Annotated in this window: 19 protein-coding genes; 13 read left to right on the forward strand and 6 right to left on the reverse strand. The window is 60.8% G+C overall.

Annotated features, from left to right (window positions below; genetic code table 11):
• Nucleotides 1-159 precede the first annotated feature (159 nt).
• The 7 genes from KU306_RS18665 (at nucleotide 160) to KU306_RS18695 (ending at nucleotide 8,628) form a co-directional block, all read left to right on the forward strand.
• Nucleotides 160-1,986 (forward strand): IucA/IucC family protein, encoded by a 1,827-nt coding sequence (locus KU306_RS18665; RefSeq protein ID WP_258303730.1) that lies wholly within the window; start codon nucleotides 160-162, stop codon nucleotides 1,984-1,986.
• Nucleotides 1,983-2,621 carry a GNAT family N-acetyltransferase gene (locus tag KU306_RS18670; protein ID WP_258303731.1) on the forward strand — a complete coding sequence of 213 codons (639 nt, stop codon included), beginning with the start codon at nucleotides 1,983-1,985 and terminating at the stop codon, nucleotides 2,619-2,621. Before KU306_RS18665 ends, KU306_RS18670 begins: the two co-directional genes overlap by 4 nt.
• Complete coding sequence (locus tag KU306_RS18675; protein ID WP_258303732.1) at nucleotides 2,614-3,987, forward strand: lysine N(6)-hydroxylase/L-ornithine N(5)-oxygenase family protein; 1,374 nt, start codon at nucleotides 2,614-2,616, stop codon at nucleotides 3,985-3,987. The genes KU306_RS18670 and KU306_RS18675 overlap by 8 nt, the downstream gene beginning before the upstream one ends.
• A 2-nt stretch (nucleotides 3,988-3,989) precedes the next feature.
• A complete protein-coding gene (locus KU306_RS18680; protein ID WP_258303733.1) occupies nucleotides 3,990-5,828 on the forward strand; it encodes an IucA/IucC family protein in 1,839 nt (612 codons plus the stop codon).
• A gap of 623 nt (nucleotides 5,829-6,451) precedes the next feature.
• Nucleotides 6,452-6,838 carry a cupin domain-containing protein gene (locus KU306_RS18685; protein ID WP_049918649.1) on the forward strand — a complete coding sequence of 129 codons (387 nt, stop codon included), beginning with the start codon at nucleotides 6,452-6,454 and terminating at the stop codon, nucleotides 6,836-6,838.
• A 149-nt stretch (nucleotides 6,839-6,987) separates the two neighbouring features.
• Nucleotides 6,988-7,701 (forward strand): iron-sulfur cluster repair di-iron protein, encoded by a 714-nt coding sequence (ric, locus tag KU306_RS18690; RefSeq protein ID WP_258303734.1) that lies wholly within the window; start codon nucleotides 6,988-6,990, stop codon nucleotides 7,699-7,701.
• Nucleotides 7,702-7,860: 159 nt separating this feature from the next.
• Nucleotides 7,861-8,628 carry a cytochrome b family protein gene (locus tag KU306_RS18695; RefSeq protein WP_008324659.1) on the forward strand — a complete coding sequence of 256 codons (768 nt, stop codon included), beginning with the start codon at nucleotides 7,861-7,863 and terminating at the stop codon, nucleotides 8,626-8,628.
• Between the two features lie 41 nt (nucleotides 8,629-8,669).
• On the opposite strand, the gene KU306_RS18700 is transcribed toward KU306_RS18695, so the two are convergent.
• Nucleotides 8,670-9,212, reverse strand: a complete 543-nt coding sequence (locus tag KU306_RS18700) for a hypothetical protein (RefSeq protein WP_258303735.1) — start codon at nucleotides 9,210-9,212, stop codon at nucleotides 8,670-8,672.
• A 175-nt stretch (nucleotides 9,213-9,387) separates the two neighbouring features.
• Here KU306_RS18700 and KU306_RS18705 point away from each other — a divergent pair, with 175 nt between their 5' ends.
• On the forward strand, nucleotides 9,388-10,032 hold the full coding sequence (locus KU306_RS18705) for a helix-turn-helix domain-containing protein (protein ID WP_007540959.1): 645 nt from the start codon (nucleotides 9,388-9,390) through the stop codon (nucleotides 10,030-10,032).
• A gap of 74 nt (nucleotides 10,033-10,106) precedes the next feature.
• On the opposite strand, the gene KU306_RS18710 is transcribed toward KU306_RS18705, so the two are convergent.
• Entirely contained in the window at nucleotides 10,107-11,531 is a 1,425-nt protein-coding gene (locus KU306_RS18710) for a YjiH family protein (RefSeq protein WP_007540960.1), read from the reverse strand.
• Nucleotides 11,532-11,796: 265 nt separating this feature from the next.
• Nucleotides 11,797-12,807 (reverse strand): aldo/keto reductase, encoded by a 1,011-nt coding sequence (locus tag KU306_RS18715; RefSeq protein ID WP_258303736.1) that lies wholly within the window; start codon nucleotides 12,805-12,807, stop codon nucleotides 11,797-11,799.
• Between the two features lie 267 nt (nucleotides 12,808-13,074).
• Here KU306_RS18715 and KU306_RS18720 point away from each other — a divergent pair, with 267 nt between their 5' ends.
• From KU306_RS18720 to KU306_RS18730, 3 genes are all read left to right on the forward strand, one after another.
• Nucleotides 13,075-13,968 (forward strand): GAF domain-containing protein, encoded by an 894-nt coding sequence (locus KU306_RS18720; RefSeq protein ID WP_007540962.1) that lies wholly within the window; start codon nucleotides 13,075-13,077, stop codon nucleotides 13,966-13,968.
• Nucleotides 13,965-14,621 (forward strand): DUF7504 family protein, encoded by a 657-nt coding sequence (locus KU306_RS18725; protein WP_258303737.1) that lies wholly within the window; start codon nucleotides 13,965-13,967, stop codon nucleotides 14,619-14,621. The genes KU306_RS18720 and KU306_RS18725 overlap by 4 nt, the downstream gene beginning before the upstream one ends.
• Before the next feature lie 128 nt (nucleotides 14,622-14,749).
• Complete coding sequence (locus KU306_RS18730) at nucleotides 14,750-15,886, forward strand: DUF7118 family protein (RefSeq protein WP_007540964.1); 1,137 nt, start codon at nucleotides 14,750-14,752, stop codon at nucleotides 15,884-15,886.
• A gap of 148 nt (nucleotides 15,887-16,034) precedes the next feature.
• Here KU306_RS18730 and KU306_RS18735 read toward each other — a convergent pair whose 3' ends face one another.
• Nucleotides 16,035-16,502, reverse strand: a complete 468-nt coding sequence (locus tag KU306_RS18735) for an FKBP-type peptidyl-prolyl cis-trans isomerase (protein ID WP_007540966.1) — start codon at nucleotides 16,500-16,502, stop codon at nucleotides 16,035-16,037.
• Nucleotides 16,503-16,621: 119 nt separating this feature from the next.
• Nucleotides 16,622-17,194 (reverse strand): DUF2238 domain-containing protein, encoded by a 573-nt coding sequence (locus KU306_RS18740; RefSeq protein ID WP_007540968.1) that lies wholly within the window; start codon nucleotides 17,192-17,194, stop codon nucleotides 16,622-16,624.
• A gap of 154 nt (nucleotides 17,195-17,348) precedes the next feature.
• Here KU306_RS18740 and KU306_RS18745 point away from each other — a divergent pair, with 154 nt between their 5' ends.
• Nucleotides 17,349-18,044: a cob(I)yrinic acid a,c-diamide adenosyltransferase gene (locus KU306_RS18745; protein ID WP_258303738.1), complete on the forward strand. Its 696-nt coding sequence runs from the start codon at nucleotides 17,349-17,351 to the stop codon at nucleotides 18,042-18,044.
• A 136-nt stretch (nucleotides 18,045-18,180) separates the two neighbouring features.
• On the forward strand, nucleotides 18,181-19,035 hold the full coding sequence (locus KU306_RS18750) for a DICT sensory domain-containing protein (RefSeq protein ID WP_258303739.1): 855 nt from the start codon (nucleotides 18,181-18,183) through the stop codon (nucleotides 19,033-19,035).
• 32 nt (nucleotides 19,036-19,067) lie between these two features.
• Here the strand turns inward: KU306_RS18750 and KU306_RS18755 are convergent, their stop codons facing one another.
• Nucleotides 19,068-19,940: a universal stress protein gene (locus KU306_RS18755; protein WP_258303740.1), complete on the reverse strand. Its 873-nt coding sequence runs from the start codon at nucleotides 19,938-19,940 to the stop codon at nucleotides 19,068-19,070.
• Nucleotides 19,941-20,053: the final 113 nt, after the last annotated feature.

Genomic DNA, 20,053 nt, shown 5'->3' on the forward strand with positions numbered 1-20,053 from the left:
CCAACCTAAATCCCCTGGGTTTTATTGCGCTTTAGGCTAGCCTAAAAAGCTGTATGCAAACGCAGAGTACACGAGTGCACTCCGCAGCGACGTGGTGTCAGTGCGCCACGTCTACTGAGCGGGTGAGACAGCCGTGTCGGTCGAATCGGGGGTGGCCGCATGAGCGCTGACGCCGAACTTCGTGACGGAGACCACGACAGTCACGAGGTTGACCCCGCCACCCGGGCTGACGATGCGACTATCCACGCGTTCTTCAACTGTTATCTCCGCGACGCGGCGGACTACGAGGTCACGACGGACGCAGTCGCTGGCGTCGACCCCGGGAGCGACGGGCTCCTTCGAACGACGCTCCCCGCACAGGGTATCGATATTTTGGCACCACTGGTCCACCGCTCGCCGACAGAGGGCCATCGATTCGAGACGCCTCTCAGCTATCGGCTACCGGATGGGACAGTCTATCCAGCGGACGCGGCCACGCTCTCGTCGCTTATCGTGAAGGACCTCACACTTTCGCGGGGCGGGAGCGCGGTACCGGACGCGCTTCTCGAACGCGTCCTGCGAAGCAAGGCGAACATCGAGCAGTTCGTCGATGCGCGGATGGGTGACACGGAGACGCTCTACACCGACCGTCTCTCGTTCCGCGACGCAGAACAGGCGCTCGTCTTCGGTCACCAGCGTCACCCGACGCCGAAGAGTCGGCAGGGAATCGCGGCCCACAACCGGTCGACATACGCTCCCGAACTCCGGGGGTCGTTCCCGCTGCACTACTTCCGTGCAACTCCCGAACTGGTGTCTCAGGAGTCGGCGCTGGAGCATTCCGCGGGCGAGTGGGTCAAAGACGAGTTGCGGGACGACCCGACCGTCGGCGAGTCGTTCGTCGCCGACCACGTCGAAAGCGACGACGTGCTCCTGCCCGTCCACCCGTGGCAGGCCGACTACCTGCTCGCACAGGACCACGTGCAGTCACATCTCGGCGATGGACTCGACTATCTCGGGGCAGCCGGTCGAGAGTATTTCCCGACGACGTCCGTTCGGACGCTCTACAGCCCCGACTCGCCGTTCATGGTCAAGTCGTCGCTGAACGTCACCATCACGAACTCCGTCCGGACGAACAAGCGCCCGGAACTCGAACGCGGCGTCGCTGTCGCGGAATTACTCGACACCGAATTCGGCGACGAACTCGCGGCGGAGTTCCCGTCGTTCGACATCGTCCGCGACCCGGCGTATCTCGCACTCGACGTTGGAGACAAGCCAGAGTCCGGCTTAGAGACCGTTCTTCGAGCTAACCCCTTCCGTGGCGAGGACGCGGTCGGTGCCACGCCATTGGTTTCGCTCTGTCAGGACGCCATCGACGGCCAGTCGCGCCTCGGTCGCATCGTCTCGTCTATCGCCGAGCGCGAGGGCCGGGAGACGGCCGCGGTCAGCGAGGACTGGTTCCGCCAGTATCTCGCACTCAGCATCCGGCCGGTACTGTGGCTCTACCTCGTCGGTGGCGTCGGCGTCGAGGCTCACCAACAGAACTCGGTCCTCACGCTCGACGACGAGGGCTACCCGAGTGCGTTCGCCTACCGAGACAATCAGGGGTTCTACTTCCCCGAGTCGCAGTACGACCGCGTTGACGACTACCTTCCGGGCGTGGGAGAACGAGCCGGGACCGTCTGTGCGGACGAAATCGCCGACGAACGGCTCCGGTACTACGTCGTGCTCAACAACGCGCTTGACGTCATCAACGCCTTCGGATGCGCCGACCTCGTCGATGAGCGCAGACTGCTTTCCATCCTCCGCGACGAGTTGACTCACATCCACGAGCAGTACGACCGTCCGTCGTCGACGCTGCTGGAGACGCTTCTGACCGAAGAGACCGTGCCGTGCAAGAGTAATCTGCTCACGCGCTTCCGCGGGCTGGACGAGCTCGAAAACGACCTCGAAAACCAGTCTGTCTACACGGAGATTGCGAACCCAATCGTCACCGAGGTGGAACGATGACGGGACCGGACGCGACCATCGCACGCGACTACGAGTACCAGACGTACGCCCGTGATATCGACAGAACGATTTCGCTCCGACAGGCGTCGGTCGAACGCGACCTCGGGCGACTCCACCAGTGGCTCGGTAGCGACCACGTCAAGCCCTACTGGCAACTCGACGAGCCACTGCCGACGTTCTCCGAGACGCTCCGCGAGAAACTCGCCGACGACCACTTGACGCCCTACGTCGGGTGTCTCGACCACGTGCCGATGAGCTACTGGGAGTGTTACTGGGCGGCAGACGACGCTGTTTCGAACTACTACGACGCCGACCCGGCCGACCAGGGCGTCCATCTGCTCATCGGCCCCGAAGAGTACCTCGGCCACGGCTATGCACTCCCGTTGATGCGGGCGGTCGTCGCGATGCAGTTCCGCCATCCCGAGACCGACCGGGTGATTGCGGAACCGGACGCTCGGAACGAGCGCGTCATCCACGTCTTCGAACAGTGTGGCTTCGAACCCAGAGAGACGTTCTACTTCGACGAAGAGGACAAAGAGGCGCTGTTGATGGTCTGCGACCGCGACCGATTCGAATCTGACGTCCTCGCGGACACCTCCGCAGCGCCAGCACAGGAGGTGCGCGCAGATGACTGACGACCACGTCTACGACGTCGTCGGTATCGGTCTCGGCCCGTTCAATCTCGGTCTCGCGGCCATGCTCGACAGCGTCGACGAGGACGTCGATGCCGCGTTCCTCGAACGCGACGCCGAGTTCCAGTGGCACGAGGGGATGCTCCTCGACGGCACGACGCTCGAAGTCCCGTTCCTCGCGGACCTCGTGACACTCGCCGACCCGACCAGCGAGTATAGCTACCTCAACTACGTGCGGGAGACCGGCCGAATCTACGAGTTCTACTTCTACGAGACCTTCCAGGTTCCCCGTCGGGAGTACAACGACTATCTCCGGTGGGTCGTCGACCGACTCGACACGTGTCGGTTCAATCGCGACGTGACCGAGGTGCGCTGGGACAGCGAAGCGTCGTGTTACGTGATTACCGCACATCATCCCGAAGCCGACGAGCGCTTCGAGTACCGCGCGGAGAACATCGCTTTCGGAATCGGCTCCCAACCGTCTATTCCCGAAAATCTCCGCGGACACCCGGAAGACGACGTGTTCCACACGGCACGGTATCGACACAACCGCGAGCGTGTTCTCGATGCGGACTCGGTCACCGTCGTCGGGTCCGGACAGAGCGCTGCCGAGGTGTTCCAAGACCTGCTCCAGCGCCAACCCGGTCACGGCTACCGACTCGACTGGCTGACGCGCTCGGACGGCTTCTTCCCGATGGAGTACTCGAAGCTCGGTCTCCAGCACTTCACACCCGAGTACGAGCAGTACGTCTACGACCTTCCGCAGGAAGTCAAAGACGACCTCGTTCCGAACCAAGACCTGCTCTACAAGGGCATCGACCCAGAGACGAGCGGTGAGATTTACGACCTGCTCTATCGCCGCTCCATCGGCGACCGCGACCCCGATGTCGGCCTGTTCGCGATGACCGAGGTCGAACATCTTGCAGACGTCGGTGGGGCCTACGCCCTCGACTGTCACCAGTGGCAGACCGAGGAGTCGTTCGTCCACGAGAGCGAGGTCGTGATTCTCGGAACCGGCTACGAGCGCCCGATTCCGGACTTCCTCGACCCGCTTGAAGCGGCGATTAGTTGGGACGAACGGGGCCGATTCGAGGTGACTGCCGACCATCGTCTGGAAATCGACGTCGCTGGCGACGTCTTCCTCCAGAACGCCGAAGTCCACACCCACGGCGTCGGCGTTCCCGACCTCGGACTCGGGTGCTATCGGAACACGAAGTTCGTCAACCGCTTGGTCGGTCGCGAGGCCTATCCCGAAGACGTCGATACGGTCTTTCAGGACTTCTCGGTCGAGCAGTTCGCCGAGCATGCACCGAACACCTCTCGCAAGAGCGAGCGTGAACTGACCCAGACACCCACGCAGGACGACTAACGATGAATCCGAACGACACGACACTACAGGACGCACTGGACGACGAGATTTGGGAGACGGTCGAACGCCGCCTCCTGACGAAGATGCTCGAAGAGTTCACTTACGAGGACATCATCTCGCCGCGGAAAGTCGACGCCGGCGACGACCGCAGCGTCTTCCGGTTCGACCTCGGTGAGACGAGCTATCGGTTCGAAGCGACCGAACGGCTGATGGACAGCATCCACGTCTACAGCGACACCATCGAGCGACAGGCGGGCGACACGTGGGAACAGCATCACGACCCGCTTCGGCTGCTGCGCGATTTGGGTGACGCGACTTCGCTGAACGGACTCACAGAGGGGAACCTCGTACGCGAGTACAAGCGAACGTTGCTCGCGGACGCCCACATCGAGGCGCGAAAGCGGGGCCGTGAGGACTTCGACCCCACGAACCTCGATTACGCCCTCCTCGAAGGCGAGATGGAGGGTCACCCGTGGATTACCTACAACAAGGGCCGGCTCGGATGGGGATACGACGATTACAAGCAGTACGCACCCGAGCGCAAACAGCCCGTAACGCTCTCGTGGGCGGCCGTGAGCAAGGAGCAGGCAACGTTCGTCGGAACCGAAACTGTCGACCACGATTCGCTCGTCCGGCGCGAACTCGGCGACTACTACGACCAGTTCAGAGACCGACTCGTCTCCAAAGGTCTCGACCCGGACGACTACTACTTCATGCCCGTCCACGACTGGCAGTGGGAGAACAGTGTCGTCCCGCTGTTCCCCGACCACATCGCGGCCGACGACATCGTCCCGCTGGGTGAGGGCCCGGACGAATACCTCCCGCAGCAGTCGGTTCGAACGTTCGTCAACGTCGACGACGAGGAGAAACACCACGTGAAGGTCCCGATGCGAATCCTCAACACGCTCGTCTGGCGTGGTCTGCCCGGTGAGCGCACTGAACTCGCTCCGACAGTCACGGAGTACATCAAAGGAATCTACGAGGGCGACGACTTCCTGCAAGACCAAGACCTGATTCTCCCCGGCGAGATTGCGGGCATCAACTACGACCACGGTGACTTCACCGACATCGACGACTCGCCCTACCAGTACCACGAGCTACTCGGCGTCGTCTGGCGGGAGTCCATCTACACCTACCTCGAAGACGACGAGCGGGCGATTACGCTCTCGTCGTTGATGCACGTCGATGGCGACGGCGAACCGTTCATCTCACGGCTGGTCGACCGCTCTGGACTGACGCTCGACGAGTGGCTTTCGGAGTTCTTCGATACCGTCCTTCCGCCACTGCTTCACTTCCTGTATCGCTACGGTACCGTCTTCTCCCCGCACGGCCAGAATACGATTCTCGTCGTCGAAGACGGTGTTCCGACGCGACTCGCCGTCAAGGACTTCGTGGACGACGTGAACGTCAGCGACCAGCCACTCCCCGAACTGGAGGCGCTGCCGGACGAGATGCACGAGGTACTCCGAAAAGAGCCACCCGAGGGACTCTGTCAGTTCATCTTCTGTGGCCTGTTCGTGTGCGTCCTGCGGTACGTCGCAGACATCCTCGAAGAGCACCACGACTACGCCGAAGAGCAGTTCTGGACGCACGCCCGGGAGGCAATCCTCGACTATCAGGCGCAGTTCCCGGAACTCGAAGACCGGTTCGAGCTGTTCGACATGTTCCAACCCGAGTTCACGAGGCTCAGTCTCAACCGGAATCGAATCTTCGACTACGGCTACGACGACGCTCCTGGCCGACCGCACGCCTCGGAGCACGGAACCGTCACGAACGCCCTCTACGAAGTCGCCGACGAGCAGGTAGGCGACCTGACACAACCGAGTCCGGCTGACGACTAGTCACGCCGACGTGGCGGCGACTTCGCGTGACTGACTCGCCATTACACTCGTACCGGTGTGATGGCACGGAGTGGAATCACTGACTGGCATGCGTTTATTCTATTTTTGTAGGTATCGAAGGGGTAGTTTCTCCCGACGAAGTTGGTGTCGACAGCACAAATGGAATTTTGAGATATATACAATACTATCTGGTGGAGAATGAATACTGCCATGATGGAGGAGACTACAAAATCCATTCTGTGCTGGCTTCAAACTCAATTTATTACTGTTCTCGCCGCGAATAACAAAGTAGAAATTTTTACAATTTGTGGAATTTCTACCGCCTTGTCCCTGTATTATTGTGTGGTAAATAAACAATTCTATTTCTCGAACAACCAACTCCAATATTCAGAAGACACTCAGAACACCAATAGATATCATATTTTGAATCAAAATCACTCCCCTCGACAACCCGCGTCGGCTCCCACGACTCCCGAACCAGTTCGGGACAACGCTGAATCGTGTCTCCCGAGTTGCATCGAAGAGATGCACACAGTCGCAACTGCGTTCTCAGCCGACCGACCGAATCGTACGTACCGAGGTCACTATCGCCGGTTCACACAGAGACACGGAGGCGAATGCTGATGCCACGCATCGACTTCGATGCGGAACGTGTGTACGACGACGACCGATTTTCCGCACAAGCAGGGTTTCGAAGTGAGCGTGTGAAAGTCATCTGTGGCTTCTTCGAACCCGGTCAGTTCATCCCGGTTCACGCGCCGTCGAGCGACCTCGTGGTCGACGTTCGCTCGGGGACTGGTATCGTTCGAGAGGGTGAGACCGACCATCGTGTCGAATCGGGTGACGTCATCACCGTGCCGGCAGACACGAAACGCGGCATCAAAGCGGACGACGACTCCCGACTGGAAGCCCTGTTGGTGACTGCGCCGCCGCCGACAGACGAGGAACACGACCCGGTTCGGCGTGGGCTCGCTACCGGCGAGTTCGAACCCATGGCGGTCGACGACTAGTTCGAACCCACCGCAGCCGACGACTAACTGCTGCTGTGGCGTCCGCTGTTCGTCGTTTTCACCACGTCTAAGCAGTCGCCGGGGCCGAACGTGTTCGGCCAAATTGCTACGTCCGCGTCGAAACGAGTCTTTCGTACGTTCGACACATCATGATGACAGATACAATCGACCCAAGCCGGCAGGTGAGTTCGTTCGTGGAAGAGTCACTGGCGTTCGCCCCCGTCTTCGAGGAGTTCGGCATCGACTACTGCTGCGGCGGCGACGTGTCGCTCGCGGCGGCCTGCGACGCTGCTGACGCCGATATCGACGACGTTCGGTCAGAGCTTCGAACCGTACAAGAGACTGAGACCGACGAGTCGTTCGACTGGGAGTCGCTGTCCGAACTCACGGACCACATCGTTTCGACACACCACGACCGACTGCGTGAGGAACTTCCCGCGCTGGAGGCGCTCGTTCACAAGGTCGCGAACGTCCACGGTGAGGACCACCCCGAACTCGAAGCTGTCGAACGGGAGTTCGTCGCCCTCGCCGAAGAGATGCAGACCCACATCCAAGAGGAGGAAGACGACCTCTTTCCGATTGCTCGAAAAATCGACGCCGGTGAATCGCTGACCGGCGACGAGATTCGTACAATCGAACGCGAAGTCGAAGGCTTCGAAGACGACCACGAAGCGACCGCCGAGCGTCTCGAACGACTTTCCGAGTTGACCGACGACTATGCAGTTCCTGAGAGTGCGTGTGCGAGCTACCGGAGCATGCTCGACCGGCTCGCGGAGCTAGAGCGGGACACGCACCTGCACGTGCACAAAGAGAACAACGTGTTGTTCCCCGCCGTCGCGTCCACTTTCGGTGCCGACACGTGAGTTGTCAGCGACCAGTTTCCCACAACACAGTGGTGTGACGCAAGTCGCAGGAGAACCCCTAATATTTGACAATGAAACTGTAATTAATTTTGGGATATTCTCCAAAAGACAACTTTTTGCCACGTGGTTCTCAACCTCCAAACAGGTTCCCGAGTAAACATGAGTCAGGAAGACCAATCCGTCGACGAGGAAATCCGAACTGACGGGACGGGGGTGGTCGCGCCGGACAACGAAACACCGGCGTGGCACGAGCGAAAAGAGCGCTCGACCGGCCTCTCACGGCTGACCTACGAGTACTTCGAACGGTCCCGAAGAGAAGACCAGGACCTCCGCATGGAATCCGATTACGTCGAGCGCGACGTCCTCGGATTCCCGACGTGGCCACACGAACTCGTCCGCAACTTGTCGATTGCATCGTTCTTCGTTGGCATGGTGCTGTTTCTCGCGGCGACGATGCCGCCGCACATCGGCGCACCGGCAAATCCGAGTCAGACGCCGTCGATTATCCTGCCCGACTGGTACCTCTACTGGTCGTTCGGGCTGTTGAAACTCGGTCCGCTGAACCCCGAGATTGCCGTGCTCGGCGGCCAAAAGCTGCTAGGTGACCGAGCGTACGGCGTCCTCGCGAACGGTGTCGTCGTCGGTGCAATCGCCATCGTCCCCTTCCTCAACAAAGGAAGCGCGCGCCGACCGGTCGAAGAACCGTTCTGGGCGTCTATCGGCGTCGGCGGTGTCATCTTCGCTCTCACCATCAGTATCTACTCCGCGAAGAACCTCATCCCGATGAACGTCGACTTGCTTTTCGACCTGACGTTCCTCCTCCCGCTCGTGGCCGGCGTCGTCACGTATGCGGTGCTGAAGACGATGCAGGAGGGGTACATGTACGACCTCAACCGCCGGTACTACCGGCTTCGACCACCGAAGTAGGTCGATACCGAGGCGCAACTCAGCTTTTCTATCGCCGATACTCACGAGGACGTTATCGCTCGGAGTGCCCCAATTACCATCCGGTCGAGGACGTGAGTCACCACCCCGAACGAGACGAAAAAGACAATCATAACGGCGAAGTCGACGACCGGAACCGCTGCGATATCGAGGGTGGCGACGACCCGAATCATCGAGATTCCGGCGTCGATAGCGCTGTCGAACGTCCACATCGAAACGAGGCCACCGACGAGGAGTGCGACGAGATACAGCACCACTCGTTCTGTGGACGGAACCCCCCGACTTCGCCTGCTTTCTCGGATGTCCGCTTTCGACCCCACGCCGAGCGCTGCAAGTTGACGCCGAACTTGGTCGAACGTCGTCATCAAGAAGACGAACCAGAGAAACGCTGCGAGCCCGAACTGAACCACTGACGCAGACACGTCCGGCAGCACCGTCGTCAGCACGTCCACAATCGTCGGCGTTGCCCGCGTGAGAAAGATGTAAAAGACGACGAAGCCCAAAATAGCGTCGATAGGTCCGTACGCTGGAAAGGTGCGCTCCGCCCGAGCGTTCGCGGAAATCACGGACGACCTCATGTGTACTGAGACGAATCGCAGGCGTATCAAGAGGAGACGTGATTGTCACCGATTGGGAGTGGCGCGTGGGAGCGGACACCGCTTCGAATTCGTCGAGAACGTGATATTGGGATAACACTCTCCGTACGGGTAGTATTTTATATATCAATAACCGACTGTGAGTATGTACCAAGCCACGCTCAGAATCGACAGCGATACGCCGTACGAGCGGGCGACGGCAGGGTCTGACGCTCGCATCGAACTCTGGTGTAACAGCCACTGTGACTTGCTTTCTATCGACGGCGACGTCGACGACGACGTCTTCGACTACATCGAACGAACCGTCGGTGTGTACAACGAGTTACGGGGCGAACACGGTCGCGTCATCATCACCGGCGCGTGTTTGAAGGCGCACAGTGACCACAACGTCGAACCGTATCTGGAGGCTAACAACTGCCTGCTCGTCCCGCCGATTCGGTACGAAGGCGGGACCAAACGCGTCCGCGTCCTCGCATCGCGGTCGGAAGACCTGACGAGCTTTTACACCGACATCACCGAGTCGTACGACGTCCACGTCGACTCGAAGCGGGCGATAACTGAGGTGTTCGCGGACCAACCGCTCTTGTCGCTCGAATCGCTCCTCCCGTCGCTCTCGCCGCGGCAACGAGAGACGTTCACCCTCGCGTACGAGGAGGGGTACTACGAGATTCCGCGCCAGACAACGACGACTGAACTTGCCGAGGTCGTCGGCATCGAGCGCCGAACGCTCGAACACCACCTCCGTCGGGCGGAACAGAAACTGGCCGAGGCGTTCGTCGGGCTACTCTGACAGCGACTCGGTGAAAACCGGTGGGAGTGTGGCGTCAGCCGAGAAGGCCGAGTGCGGGGTCTGCTGAGTCGGTATCAGCCGAGAAGGCCGAGTGCGGCCGCGGCGTGTGTCATGCCGGCGATGAGCGGAATCAGGATAATCGTCCGCATGACGAACATCGCGACGAGGTCGCGGAAGCGGATGGGGACGTCGCTGAACATGTCCATCGTCATCGGGCCGACGCTGGAGAAGAAGATGAGTTGCGAGACGGCCAAGACGGCGATGAAGAACTTGGCCTTCAGCGCGGTCTCGGTGACGAGGAGGACCGGGACGTACATCTCGGTGATGCCGACGATGGTCGCGGGCGCGACGGTCTCGGCGTTCGGAATCCCGAGTGCGGCGATGACGGGCGTCAGCGGCTTTCCGAGGATGTCGAATATGGGCGTGTTCGCCGACAGCAGCGTCGCCGCGAGACCGACAGTCAGAATCGTCCCGAGGATGAGCATCGTGAGCTTCAGTCCATCGACGAACCCGCGCTTCGCGGCTTCGAGGAACGACTCGCCTTCGTCTGCTTTCTGAACGGCTTCAGAGAGAGCCAGGCGGATGTATTCGCTCAGCGACCCCGAAAATGCCGTCTCCGGGTCTGGCTCGGTGATGTACTCTTGCGGCGTCGTCGAGATGGGAGGGACTCGAACCAGAATCGCGGCGGTGATGATAACACAGAGGAAGTACGCACCGAAGACGACCGGGAACAACTGCAAGATGTCGAGCGTCGCGGCGACGACGCCGACGAACCCGATGCTCACCGTCGAGAAACAGGTCGCGATGGTGAACACGTCGCGTTTGTTGTAGCCGCCTTGCTCGAACACGTTGCGGGTGACGTACAGGCCGACGCTGTACGACCCGACCCACGAGGCGAGGCTGTCGAGGGCGGCCCGGCCGGGGATTTTGAAAAGCGGGCGCATTATCGGGCGAGCGAGCGTCCCGACGAATTCGAGGCCGCCCAACTCGACGAAGATGGTGATGAACACCGCGCCGATGGGGATGATAACGCCCACGCTGTACACGAGCGTTCCCCACATCAACCCACCAGTTCCGGGAGTGTGGAGCCACCCCGGGCCGAGTTTGAAGAACATGAGTGGTGCGACGACGATACCGGCCACTCTGAGGAGCCAGAACGCGGTCGACGTTTCGAAGTACGAGAGGTCGTACCCTGCGAACTCCCCGTCACCGAGTGTTGCCAACGTGGTCAACACGCCCCCGGCGACGATGATGCCAAGCGCGTAGACGCCGACGGCGTTGGGAAACGTCCCCGTAATCGTACTGACCACGATGTCGAACGGAACGGTGAGTTCCCCGTTGTACGGGACTGGAACGAGGAAGAACACGGCCCCGATGAGGAACGCGGTGACGAACTTCACCACGGGTTGCCCACGAATCTCGTGGAGGTCGATGTCGTCGATGCTCTTGTCGCGTGGTTCGGTGTCTACGGTCCACGTCCGGTCTTGTTCTGTTGCCATCGACTCTGTGTTTGTGAATATATTGCATAGGCGTGGAGTCTCCCCGTGGACAGTCCTTTATCTATCCTCCATAGCTATTGGTGATGATTATGCTGTCCCGGTGGTCCCTCTTCGAGGAGCTAAAAGACTGGTCTCGCCCCGTTAGCGTCGGATTTTCTGAAGCGTCCTCCTGAGTGACCAACTCAGTTTGAACCTCGACGTGGAAGAAACTGTGTCGTTTACGAATCGTCTCTAGGGTCCGACCTCGGACGGCGTCCCCGGCTTTTCACAGACTCGCGTACGGGCCGCCCTTCGCCTCGGTCAGCCGTGCGACCTGTTCGGTAGAGAGGTCGATAGACGCAGCAGCCAGGTTCTCAGAGAGTTGCTTCGTCGTTCTCGCGCCTACGATTGGCGCAGTCACGCCGTCGCGGTGCATGAGCCACGCGAGCGCGGTCTGGGCGGGCGTCGCCCCGACTTCTTCGGCGACCGCGTCGAGTTCGTCGTGGACGTCGAAGTTCTCCTCGGTCAGGTAGGTGCTCTCGAAGTGGCTCGATTCGACGGCGCGTGACTCCCCCGTGAGCCCTTCGTCGCGCGTGTACTTCCCGGTAAGAAAGCCCTGCCCCAGCGGGCTCCATGGGCAGACTGCCATCCCGTAGGAGCGAGTCATCTCAAGATAGTCGCCTTCGACTTCGCGGTCGACGAGGTTGTAGCGCGGTTGCGTGACGGTAAACGGTTCCCAGCCCATCGCGTGAGCGATTTCGTTCGCCTTCGCGACCTTCCACGCGTTCGGTCGAAGCGTCGACGCGCCGAGGTAGTGGGCCTTCCCGTCTTCGACGAGGCCGTTGAGCGTCTTCATCATCTCGCGTGTCGGCGTGTCGTCGTCCCACCGGTGGATGTACAGGACGTCCACGTAGTCGGTGCCGAGTCGGTCGAGCAGGGCGTCGATGCGGTCGCGGACGTTCTTGCGGTTCGTCCCGCGACTGTTCGGGTCGCCGGTGCGAATCTGCCAGTAAATCTTCGACGCGATGGTGTAGCGTTCTCGGTCGCGCTCGGAGAGCCAATCGCCAATCCAGCGCTCGCTTTCGCCGCCGCCGTACACGTCCGCGGTGTCGATGAAGCGTCCTCCGGCTTTCTCGTACGTGTCGAGAAGTTCGTGAGCGCGCTTCTGGTCGATTTCGACGTTTCCTTCCTCGGTCTCTTTGCCGAATCGCCACGTGCCGAACTGGAGTTCGCTCGTCTGCAACCCGGTCTCTCCAAGTGGGACGAAGTCGAGTTCGACGTCTTCGGGAACGCTCATTGTCGTCTTCTCGTACGGCGAATCAGACGAAAAGCCTTGGGTGGAGTTGGTCTCGTGTTCTCGGTCGAAATACCGGGGTCGATTCCGAAATTCTAATTATCAAAATTAATATTTAATAACACAACCTAAGAGTGGCTTAGAGGGCCTATACTAATCAGAAGTGGTGCTTTTGGGTCCAAATGTCGGGATTTGAATCATCGAAGCCTAGGACTCATTTTGTATAATTAGGGTGTCCACCCTTCCGCGAACACACCTTGCGTCTAATCGATGAGTCGAAAGATATTGTGCGTCGACACCGACGACCGGGTCGGCGCAGTTGCGGACGCGCTCGATTCCGAGGAGACGATGACCACGGTTCAAGCGACGACCGTGGAGGAGGCGCGGACCGCCCTCGACGAGCAGGCAATCGTCTGTGTCGTCACCGAATACGAACTTGCTGACGGGAGTGGCCTCGACGTCGTGCGAGCGATTCGAGAGACCGCCCCGCAAACCCCCTGTATTCTCTTTACCGACGTTCCCCCGAACGAAGTCGAGACCGACTCGTTCGAGGAGGTAATCATCGAGTACGTCAACCGAGACCTGCCGGATGCGCACGACCGGCTTGCCTTCATCGCCGACGACGTCATCAACCACAGCGCGCAAGTCGGGTTCCTGAAACCGGACGACGAGCAGGAACGTCTCGACGCGCTTTCGCGGTACGACGTGGACGAACTCCCGGTTCAGGAGAGTTTCGAGCGACTGACGGACCTCATCGCCAGCCACTTCGACGCCGCAATCTCGTTTATCGGACTGCTCGAAGAAGACGAAGAGAACTTCCTCGCGTGCCACGGCGGCGACTGGGATAGTCTCACCCGCGAAAACACGATTTGCACCCACAGTATGCTCCAAGAAGACGTGATGGTCGTCGAAGATATCCGTGAAGACAAGCGCTTTAGCCAGAACCAGCAACTGGAGAACCTCGGTATCGTCTCCTACGCGGGTGCGAACATGACCACGCCGGACGGTCACGTCATCGGACAGGTGTGTCTAATCGACCACGAGGTTCGGTCCTACTCGGACGCGCAACGACACGAACTCGAACAGTTCGCCGAGACGGCGATGGAGATTCTTCAACTCCGGCAGTCACTACTTGAGTCGCGTTCCCTGGAGGTGGCACAATGAGCATCTCGTCCGAGGAAACGTTCGCCACCGGGTCACTGCCACTCGACCCGATACAAAAGGGGACGAGCATTCTGCTCACGGGTGAGGATGCCGACGCCCTCGAATCGGTCTTCTACAAACTCTCTGCACCGCAAGCGGACGAGCGGGGTGTCATCGTCTCGACCGACGAAAGCGGCCGCTCGACCTTGCGGTCGCTCGACCGGGTGTCCCGCGGTTCGAAGTCTCGGTCGTCCGTACTGGCCGCCGCGGGGTCCGGCCGAGACGACAGCGTCGAAACCATCTCTGACCTGAGCGACCTGACCATGCTCGGGATGACGCTCTCGTCGGTGCTGGCCGAGTCCCAACAACTGGAACCGCGGTTCCGGTGTGGTATCTACCTCTGTTCGACTATCTGTAGCGAAGTCGAGGACGTTCGGTCGGTCTACCGTCTCTTGAACTCGAATTTCCTGTCCGAACTCCGTCGCGGTGACGGACTCGGTGTCTGCGCAATCGACACGAGTGCAGACATCGGCGCGAATATGCAGAGTATCGTCGCCGGGATGAAGACCTCGTTCAAAGTCCACATCGACGTCGAAAAGACGGGAAGTCGCGAAGCGACGCTGTCGATTTCGGGGTTGGCTGACTCCGACGACTCCGTGACTGTCGCGCTCTAACTCGACTGGTGTCGTTCCGTCACGTGGACGCTCCGTCCCAGTAGCATTTTTTCCTCCCCCGGGGTTACGTTTCACACGATGGTGCCCGCTAACCGACACCGAAACGCTCGCTTCTGGACGGTGTCGCCGTGAGCGACCCCGACGACCCAATCGAGTCACTTCGACGCGCTGCGGAGCGCCGCCGCGAGAAACGCGAACAGGTCGCGGATATCGGCCTCGAAACGCTTCGAACGGTCGCCGACGCCTACCGCGACGTCGAATCACTCCTCGACCGGTACGAAGAGCGAATCACGGACCGAGACGACCTGCAAGGGTACATCGAGTTCCGGGAGCAACTCACCGAGGTCCTCGAAGCACTCGACGCCGACATTCGTCACAGCGAGGCCTTCGTGGACGCCAACGACGCACTGACGACCGGCGTCACCTCGACGCTCTCGACGTCCGACGTCGACCGTGCGCGTGCGGCACTCGAACCAGTCCGAAACGACGCGGCGTTACTGGACGCGTGGCAGTCCGCGCGCGACGACTACCGGTCTGCGCGCCACGAGGCAAAGCGCCACGAGGCGGAGCTACGAGACCGAGTCGAAGCACTCGAACGCGTGCGAGAACTCGGTGCGGCAGACCTCGACGCACCGACGCAGGACATCCGCGAGCCTATCGAGTCGTACAACGACGCCGTCACCGACGCGTTCAGCCAGTTTCTCAGCGACGCGTCGGCGCGTGAGGTTCTCGAATTTCTGGAGACGGCGACGGCGTATCCCCTCGTCGAGTTGCCTGCCCCACCGACGCCGCTCCGAGACTATCTGCACGCGGCGAGCGTCGGGACGGAACCGCTCTCGGTTCTCGTCGAGTACGCCGAATACTCGCGGTCGAAACTCGACCACTACGTGGCCGACCCGCAGTCGTTCCAGTCGGCGGTCGGCCCCAACACTCGGCTCTTAGCGACTCTCTCTGCCGACCCGCTTACTGTCGAGTGGCCGCCGAAACCGGCGTCGGAACTCCGCTGGCGGATGCGCGAACTCGTCGCCGTCGTCGGTCGATTCGCGGACGAGGAGACAGTCGCACGAGCGCGGACCGTTCGCGACCTCACCGAACGAGACGACTACGACCGTCTTCGCGACGCGGCGGTCGCCAAAGAGGCGCTCACCGACGAGCAGCGAGCGCGACTCCAACGCGGCGCTGTGGAAGAAGAACTCGAAACGAAGCGCGCAGCGGCCGAAGACGTTGCGGCGTGTCTGGACGAACACCCGCCGCTGGACGAGTGAGTCTGTTCACGCAGAAAGTGATGCGGGCGTGTCGTCACCGAGTATGACGCAACCGGGTGACGTAATCGAACGTGGCACAGTCGGACGTGACACAGCCGAGTGACGCAACCGAACGTGACGACAGCCGTCTCTGTCAGCGGTGACGGCGTTAGTTGACGTCGATAATCTCGACTTCGAATTCGAGCGTCTTGCCTGCGAGCTCGTGGTTGAAGTCGATGCGGACGACGTCGTCGTCGGCGTGGACGATTTCGCCAAGTCCGCCCTGCTGGGTCTGGACGTACATGCCGGCTTCGGGGTCGTCGCCGAGGACCTGACGCAGTTCTTCGGTGTCGTGTTCCTGAATCATGTCCTCGGACGGCTGTCCGTAGGCCTTCTCCGGCGGAATCTCGATGGTCTCCTCGTCGCCGACTTCCATGCCGACGAGCGCCTCGTCGAGACCCTCGATGACCGCTCCAGAGCCGACTTCGACTGTCAGCGGTTCGTACTCTCGGTCGGGCTGTTGTTCCGCGAGACCGGACTCTTCGGCAACGTCTGGGCGAGAAGTGTCGAACAGCGTTCCGTCAGTCAGTCGGCCAACGTATTCGAGCGAAACTGAGTCGCCAGTAGCAATCGTCATACTGCCATTCGTTTCTGGGGACGGATAAACGGTGGCATCGAAAGACAGGGTACCGTCGCGTATTCGTCACCGGTTTGTCGCGTGCTCGCCACTGCTCTGTCGCGCCTCTCTCACGCGGATCATTCGGCTGCGGACGCGAGGTTGTCGAGGAAGCGGTCACCGAACACGAGGACCAAAAGCGCACCCACGAGGTTGAACACGAGGTCCCACGCGGTGTCTTCGTGACCGTACGAGACGAGTACCGGGTCGATATCGAGCCGTTCCGCCCCGGTGTGGATGGCGAGTTCGACGAGTTCCCACAGGAGTCCCAGACAGACGACGACCGCGAGCACCCGCGTGTTGGGGTCGCGTCCGCGACGACGCGCGACGACGTGGACGAATCCGGCGAGAATCGACGCCGAATGCGTGTGCGTCAGGTGGTCCCACCACCAGACGTCGTCGTACGGGCCGAGCATCCCCACCGAGTGGGTGAACATCGCCGACTCGATGTACACGCGTTGCCACGGGCGGAACTCGACGCCGCACAGGCGCTCGACCACTGATGGGACGTACGTCCCAAGGAGCGAGATGACGGCGTTGACGACTGCGGCTAACTTACGCCGCCGGAGTCCGACGAGGAAGACCGCGACGATAGCGTATCTGATACCGCGTTCGACCTTTTCGACGCCCGTTTGGTGAGTGGGTTTTGTCACGGCTATCGTTCGTGAGAAGAAACGAATCCGACCGAGAAATAGTTTCACACTCGCCGGACGCCCACCCCTCGATGTCCAATAGAAATTTACCTACTGAAAATGGATTTGCTCTTTACGGTGGCGGTCGGTTTGCACCCCCGCGACCGCAATACGCATGACCAACATCGACGACACAGACACCGAGTCGACGAGAGCGAACACGCCCGGCAGAGGGGTTCGCCCCGAGGCCGAAGCAATCGACCCCGCAGCACCGGACGAGTTCGGACTCGTTCAGGTCTGGTGGGGCGACGGGAAGGGGAAGACGACCGCCGCGATGGGGATGGGATTCCGCGCCGCCGGACACGGCTACCGCGTCCACATGCTCCAGTTCATGAAGGGCGGTGCGGACTCGGTTGAGGCGGTGCGCGGCGAGTACAACGCCATCGCGGCGATGCCGGGGTTTTCGTACGAGAACCTCGGCCACTACGGCTGGGCGGGAATGCGCGACGGGAGCGACGACGCCGACCATCAAAAGCAGGCTGACGCGGGACTCGACAGGGCACGCGAACTGCTCGACGGGGCCGATGCCGCCGACCTCGAATCACCACTGCCGCTGGATGGGCCGCCCGAAGACGGTGTCCACTTGCTTATCATCGACGAGGTTCTGTACGCCGTCGCCATGGGGCTACTCTCGGAGTCGGACGTCTTGGACCTCGTCGAGCGCAAACCAGACGGCCTCGAACTCGTGTTGACGGGGAGTCACGACGAACCTGACTACATTCTCGACGCGGCCGACCTCGTGACGAACGTCCGCAAGATGAAACACCCAATCGACGACGGACAGCGGGCGCGTAAGGGAACTGAATACTGAAATTCGGTCGTTCCAGCTTCTGTGCTACTCGTTCGCTGTGTGGCACTCCAGTACCGAACTGACTATCAGCGGCGATACCATCAGGGTAACTGATTTGTTCGTTCCCGAGTTACGATGAGTAATTGAAATCGAATCGATGACACTGGACGCCTTCTTACACGAAATCGACGCGCCGCCACGGTCGCTGACCGTCGTCAATCGCTCGGCACCGAAACCGATACAGCGGATGCTCGAAACGACGTTCGACGGTCAACCGGTCTCTATCGACGAGGAGGACGCTCCGCAGAGTGACACCGACATGCTCGTCCTCAGCGAAGAGACCGAAGACGGCGTCGAGGTCATCGCGACGTCCCCGCTCGAAGAGTTCATGAACTCGATTCTGATGGTCAACTCCGACCTCTACATCACGGGCCAGACAGACCTCGAAAACTTCGAGCTACCGTCGGTGTTGACGCAACTGGACGACGTCCCGTTCTCGCTTCGGGGCTACCCGGAGTCGGACAAGGAGAAACTCCTCTTGATAGCTATCTCACGCTATATCGAGCGCCACGCGTGGCGTTCGGGTGCAGGCCGTCTGCGGTCGTCGTTCCAGCGACTCTCTCGAATCAACGACGAGCGCGGAACACGGACAGTGTACGAGAGCATCGCCGAGGCTGGCGTGCAGACGCACGTCTATGGGATTCCAGATTGGCAACCGCCGCTCGAATTCGGACTCGTGAGCCACGGTGGGTACACCGAAGACTTCCGCGATTCGTGGTTCGTCGTCTACACGCCGCCCGACGGTGACAGTGACGGTAACGCTGACAACGTCAGTTCGACACCCGACGACGAACCTGCGCCTACTGATGCTGCTCGCTCCGACGACCACGAGGTTGGCGCACCTGTCGCGCTACTCGCGTTGGAGACCGAGCCGAGGCGGTGGGAGGGATACTGGACCTTCAGGCCTGACCTCGTCGAAAAAATCGACGGGTACATCACGCGAAATATGTGAGCGCCCGGCTACGGTTGCGGGAGAGAGCCCGGCTACGGTTGCCGGTTGGAGACGGTGATGACCGGCACTGGCGCGGTTCTGACGGTTTCTTCGGCAACGCTTCCCAGCAGAATGCGGTCGACACCGCTCTTCCCGGTCGTCCCGAGGACCACCGCGTGGACGTCGTTCTCTTCGACGAACTCCTGAATCGCGGCGGACGGTTTTCCGTGTACGACGTGTGTTCCGACGTCTGTCACCCCTCGCTCGTCCGCTTCTGAGACGACTGCTTCGATTGCTTCGTTCGCGCCGCGTTCGGCCTCGCTGCTCGTCACCATCGACCGAATATCGGGGCCGAGCGACGAGTCGTCGACGACCGAGAGGATGTCGGCTTTCGCATCCAGCGCCGCCGCGAGGTCGAGTCCGTACGCGGCCGCCTGCTTCGACGCCTCACTCCCGTCGGTCGGGAGAAGGATGCGCTCGTACGGGAATTTCAGCGTCTCGTCCGGGTTCATCCGAGCGGCCAAAACGGGACGGTCGGACAGCCGAACCACCTTCTCGGTGACGCTCCCGTAGACGCTTCGAGCCAGTCCTTGTCGGCCGTGTGTCGGCATCACGATGAGGTCGAAGTCGTACTCGTCTGCGTACTCGACGATTGTGGGTGCTGGGTTCCCCTGGACGACGTCCGTCTCGCACTCGACACCGAGTGTGTCGAACGTTTTCGTCGCCTCCTCGACGATGTCTGCGCCTTTCTCTTCGAGGGCGTCGACGACACCGCGATTGACGACAGTGACGCTATCGCGGGTCGTGTCCGCGACGTACAGCAGTCGGACGGTTGCGTCAGCCCAGTGGGAGATTTCACTCACGTGGTGGAGGACGTGACTCTTCTCCGTGCTGTCGTCGATTGGGAGGAGGATTTTGTCGAACATAGATAGCTGTTGTACCGGTGGCACGTAAGGACTTTCGTCGGACGGGTGTCGGGTTCCGCCGCTCGACCAGACCGTATTTCAGGATGGAGTGTTATCTGTTTGATATATGTTCG

This window comes from Haloferax larsenii, assembly GCF_024730625.1.
Classification (GTDB): domain Archaea; phylum Halobacteriota; class Halobacteria; order Halobacteriales; family Haloferacaceae; genus Haloferax; species Haloferax larsenii.

Excerpts from the sequence above, each read along its gene's own strand:
- KU306_RS18665 (WP_258303730.1), top strand. The coding sequence starts at position 160 with ATGAGCGCTGACGCCGAACTTCGTGACGGAGACCACGACAGTCACGAG.
- KU306_RS18670 (WP_258303731.1), top strand. The coding sequence starts at position 1,983 with ATGACGGGACCGGACGCGACCATCGCACGCGACTACGAGTACCAGACG.
- KU306_RS18675 (WP_258303732.1), top strand. The coding sequence starts at position 2,614 with ATGACTGACGACCACGTCTACGACGTCGTCGGTATCGGTCTCGGCCCG.
- KU306_RS18680 (WP_258303733.1), top strand. The coding sequence starts at position 3,990 with ATGAATCCGAACGACACGACACTACAGGACGCACTGGACGACGAGATT.
- KU306_RS18685 (WP_049918649.1), top strand. The coding sequence starts at position 6,452 with ATGCCACGCATCGACTTCGATGCGGAACGTGTGTACGACGACGACCGA.
- ric (WP_258303734.1), top strand. The coding sequence starts at position 6,988 with ATGATGACAGATACAATCGACCCAAGCCGGCAGGTGAGTTCGTTCGTG.
- KU306_RS18695 (WP_008324659.1), top strand. The coding sequence starts at position 7,861 with ATGAGTCAGGAAGACCAATCCGTCGACGAGGAAATCCGAACTGACGGG.
- KU306_RS18705 (WP_007540959.1), top strand. The coding sequence starts at position 9,388 with ATGTACCAAGCCACGCTCAGAATCGACAGCGATACGCCGTACGAGCGG.
- KU306_RS18710 (WP_007540960.1), bottom strand. The coding sequence starts at position 11,531 with ATGGCAACAGAACAAGACCGGACGTGGACCGTAGACACCGAACCACGC.
- KU306_RS18715 (WP_258303736.1), bottom strand. The coding sequence starts at position 12,807 with ATGAGCGTTCCCGAAGACGTCGAACTCGACTTCGTCCCACTTGGAGAG.
- KU306_RS18720 (WP_007540962.1), top strand. The coding sequence starts at position 13,075 with ATGAGTCGAAAGATATTGTGCGTCGACACCGACGACCGGGTCGGCGCA.
- KU306_RS18725 (WP_258303737.1), top strand. The coding sequence starts at position 13,965 with ATGAGCATCTCGTCCGAGGAAACGTTCGCCACCGGGTCACTGCCACTC.
- KU306_RS18735 (WP_007540966.1), bottom strand. The coding sequence starts at position 16,502 with ATGACGATTGCTACTGGCGACTCAGTTTCGCTCGAATACGTTGGCCGA.
- KU306_RS18745 (WP_258303738.1), top strand. The coding sequence starts at position 17,349 with ATGACCAACATCGACGACACAGACACCGAGTCGACGAGAGCGAACACG.
- KU306_RS18750 (WP_258303739.1), top strand. The coding sequence starts at position 18,181 with ATGACACTGGACGCCTTCTTACACGAAATCGACGCGCCGCCACGGTCG.
- KU306_RS18755 (WP_258303740.1), bottom strand. The coding sequence starts at position 19,940 with ATGTTCGACAAAATCCTCCTCCCAATCGACGACAGCACGGAGAAGAGT.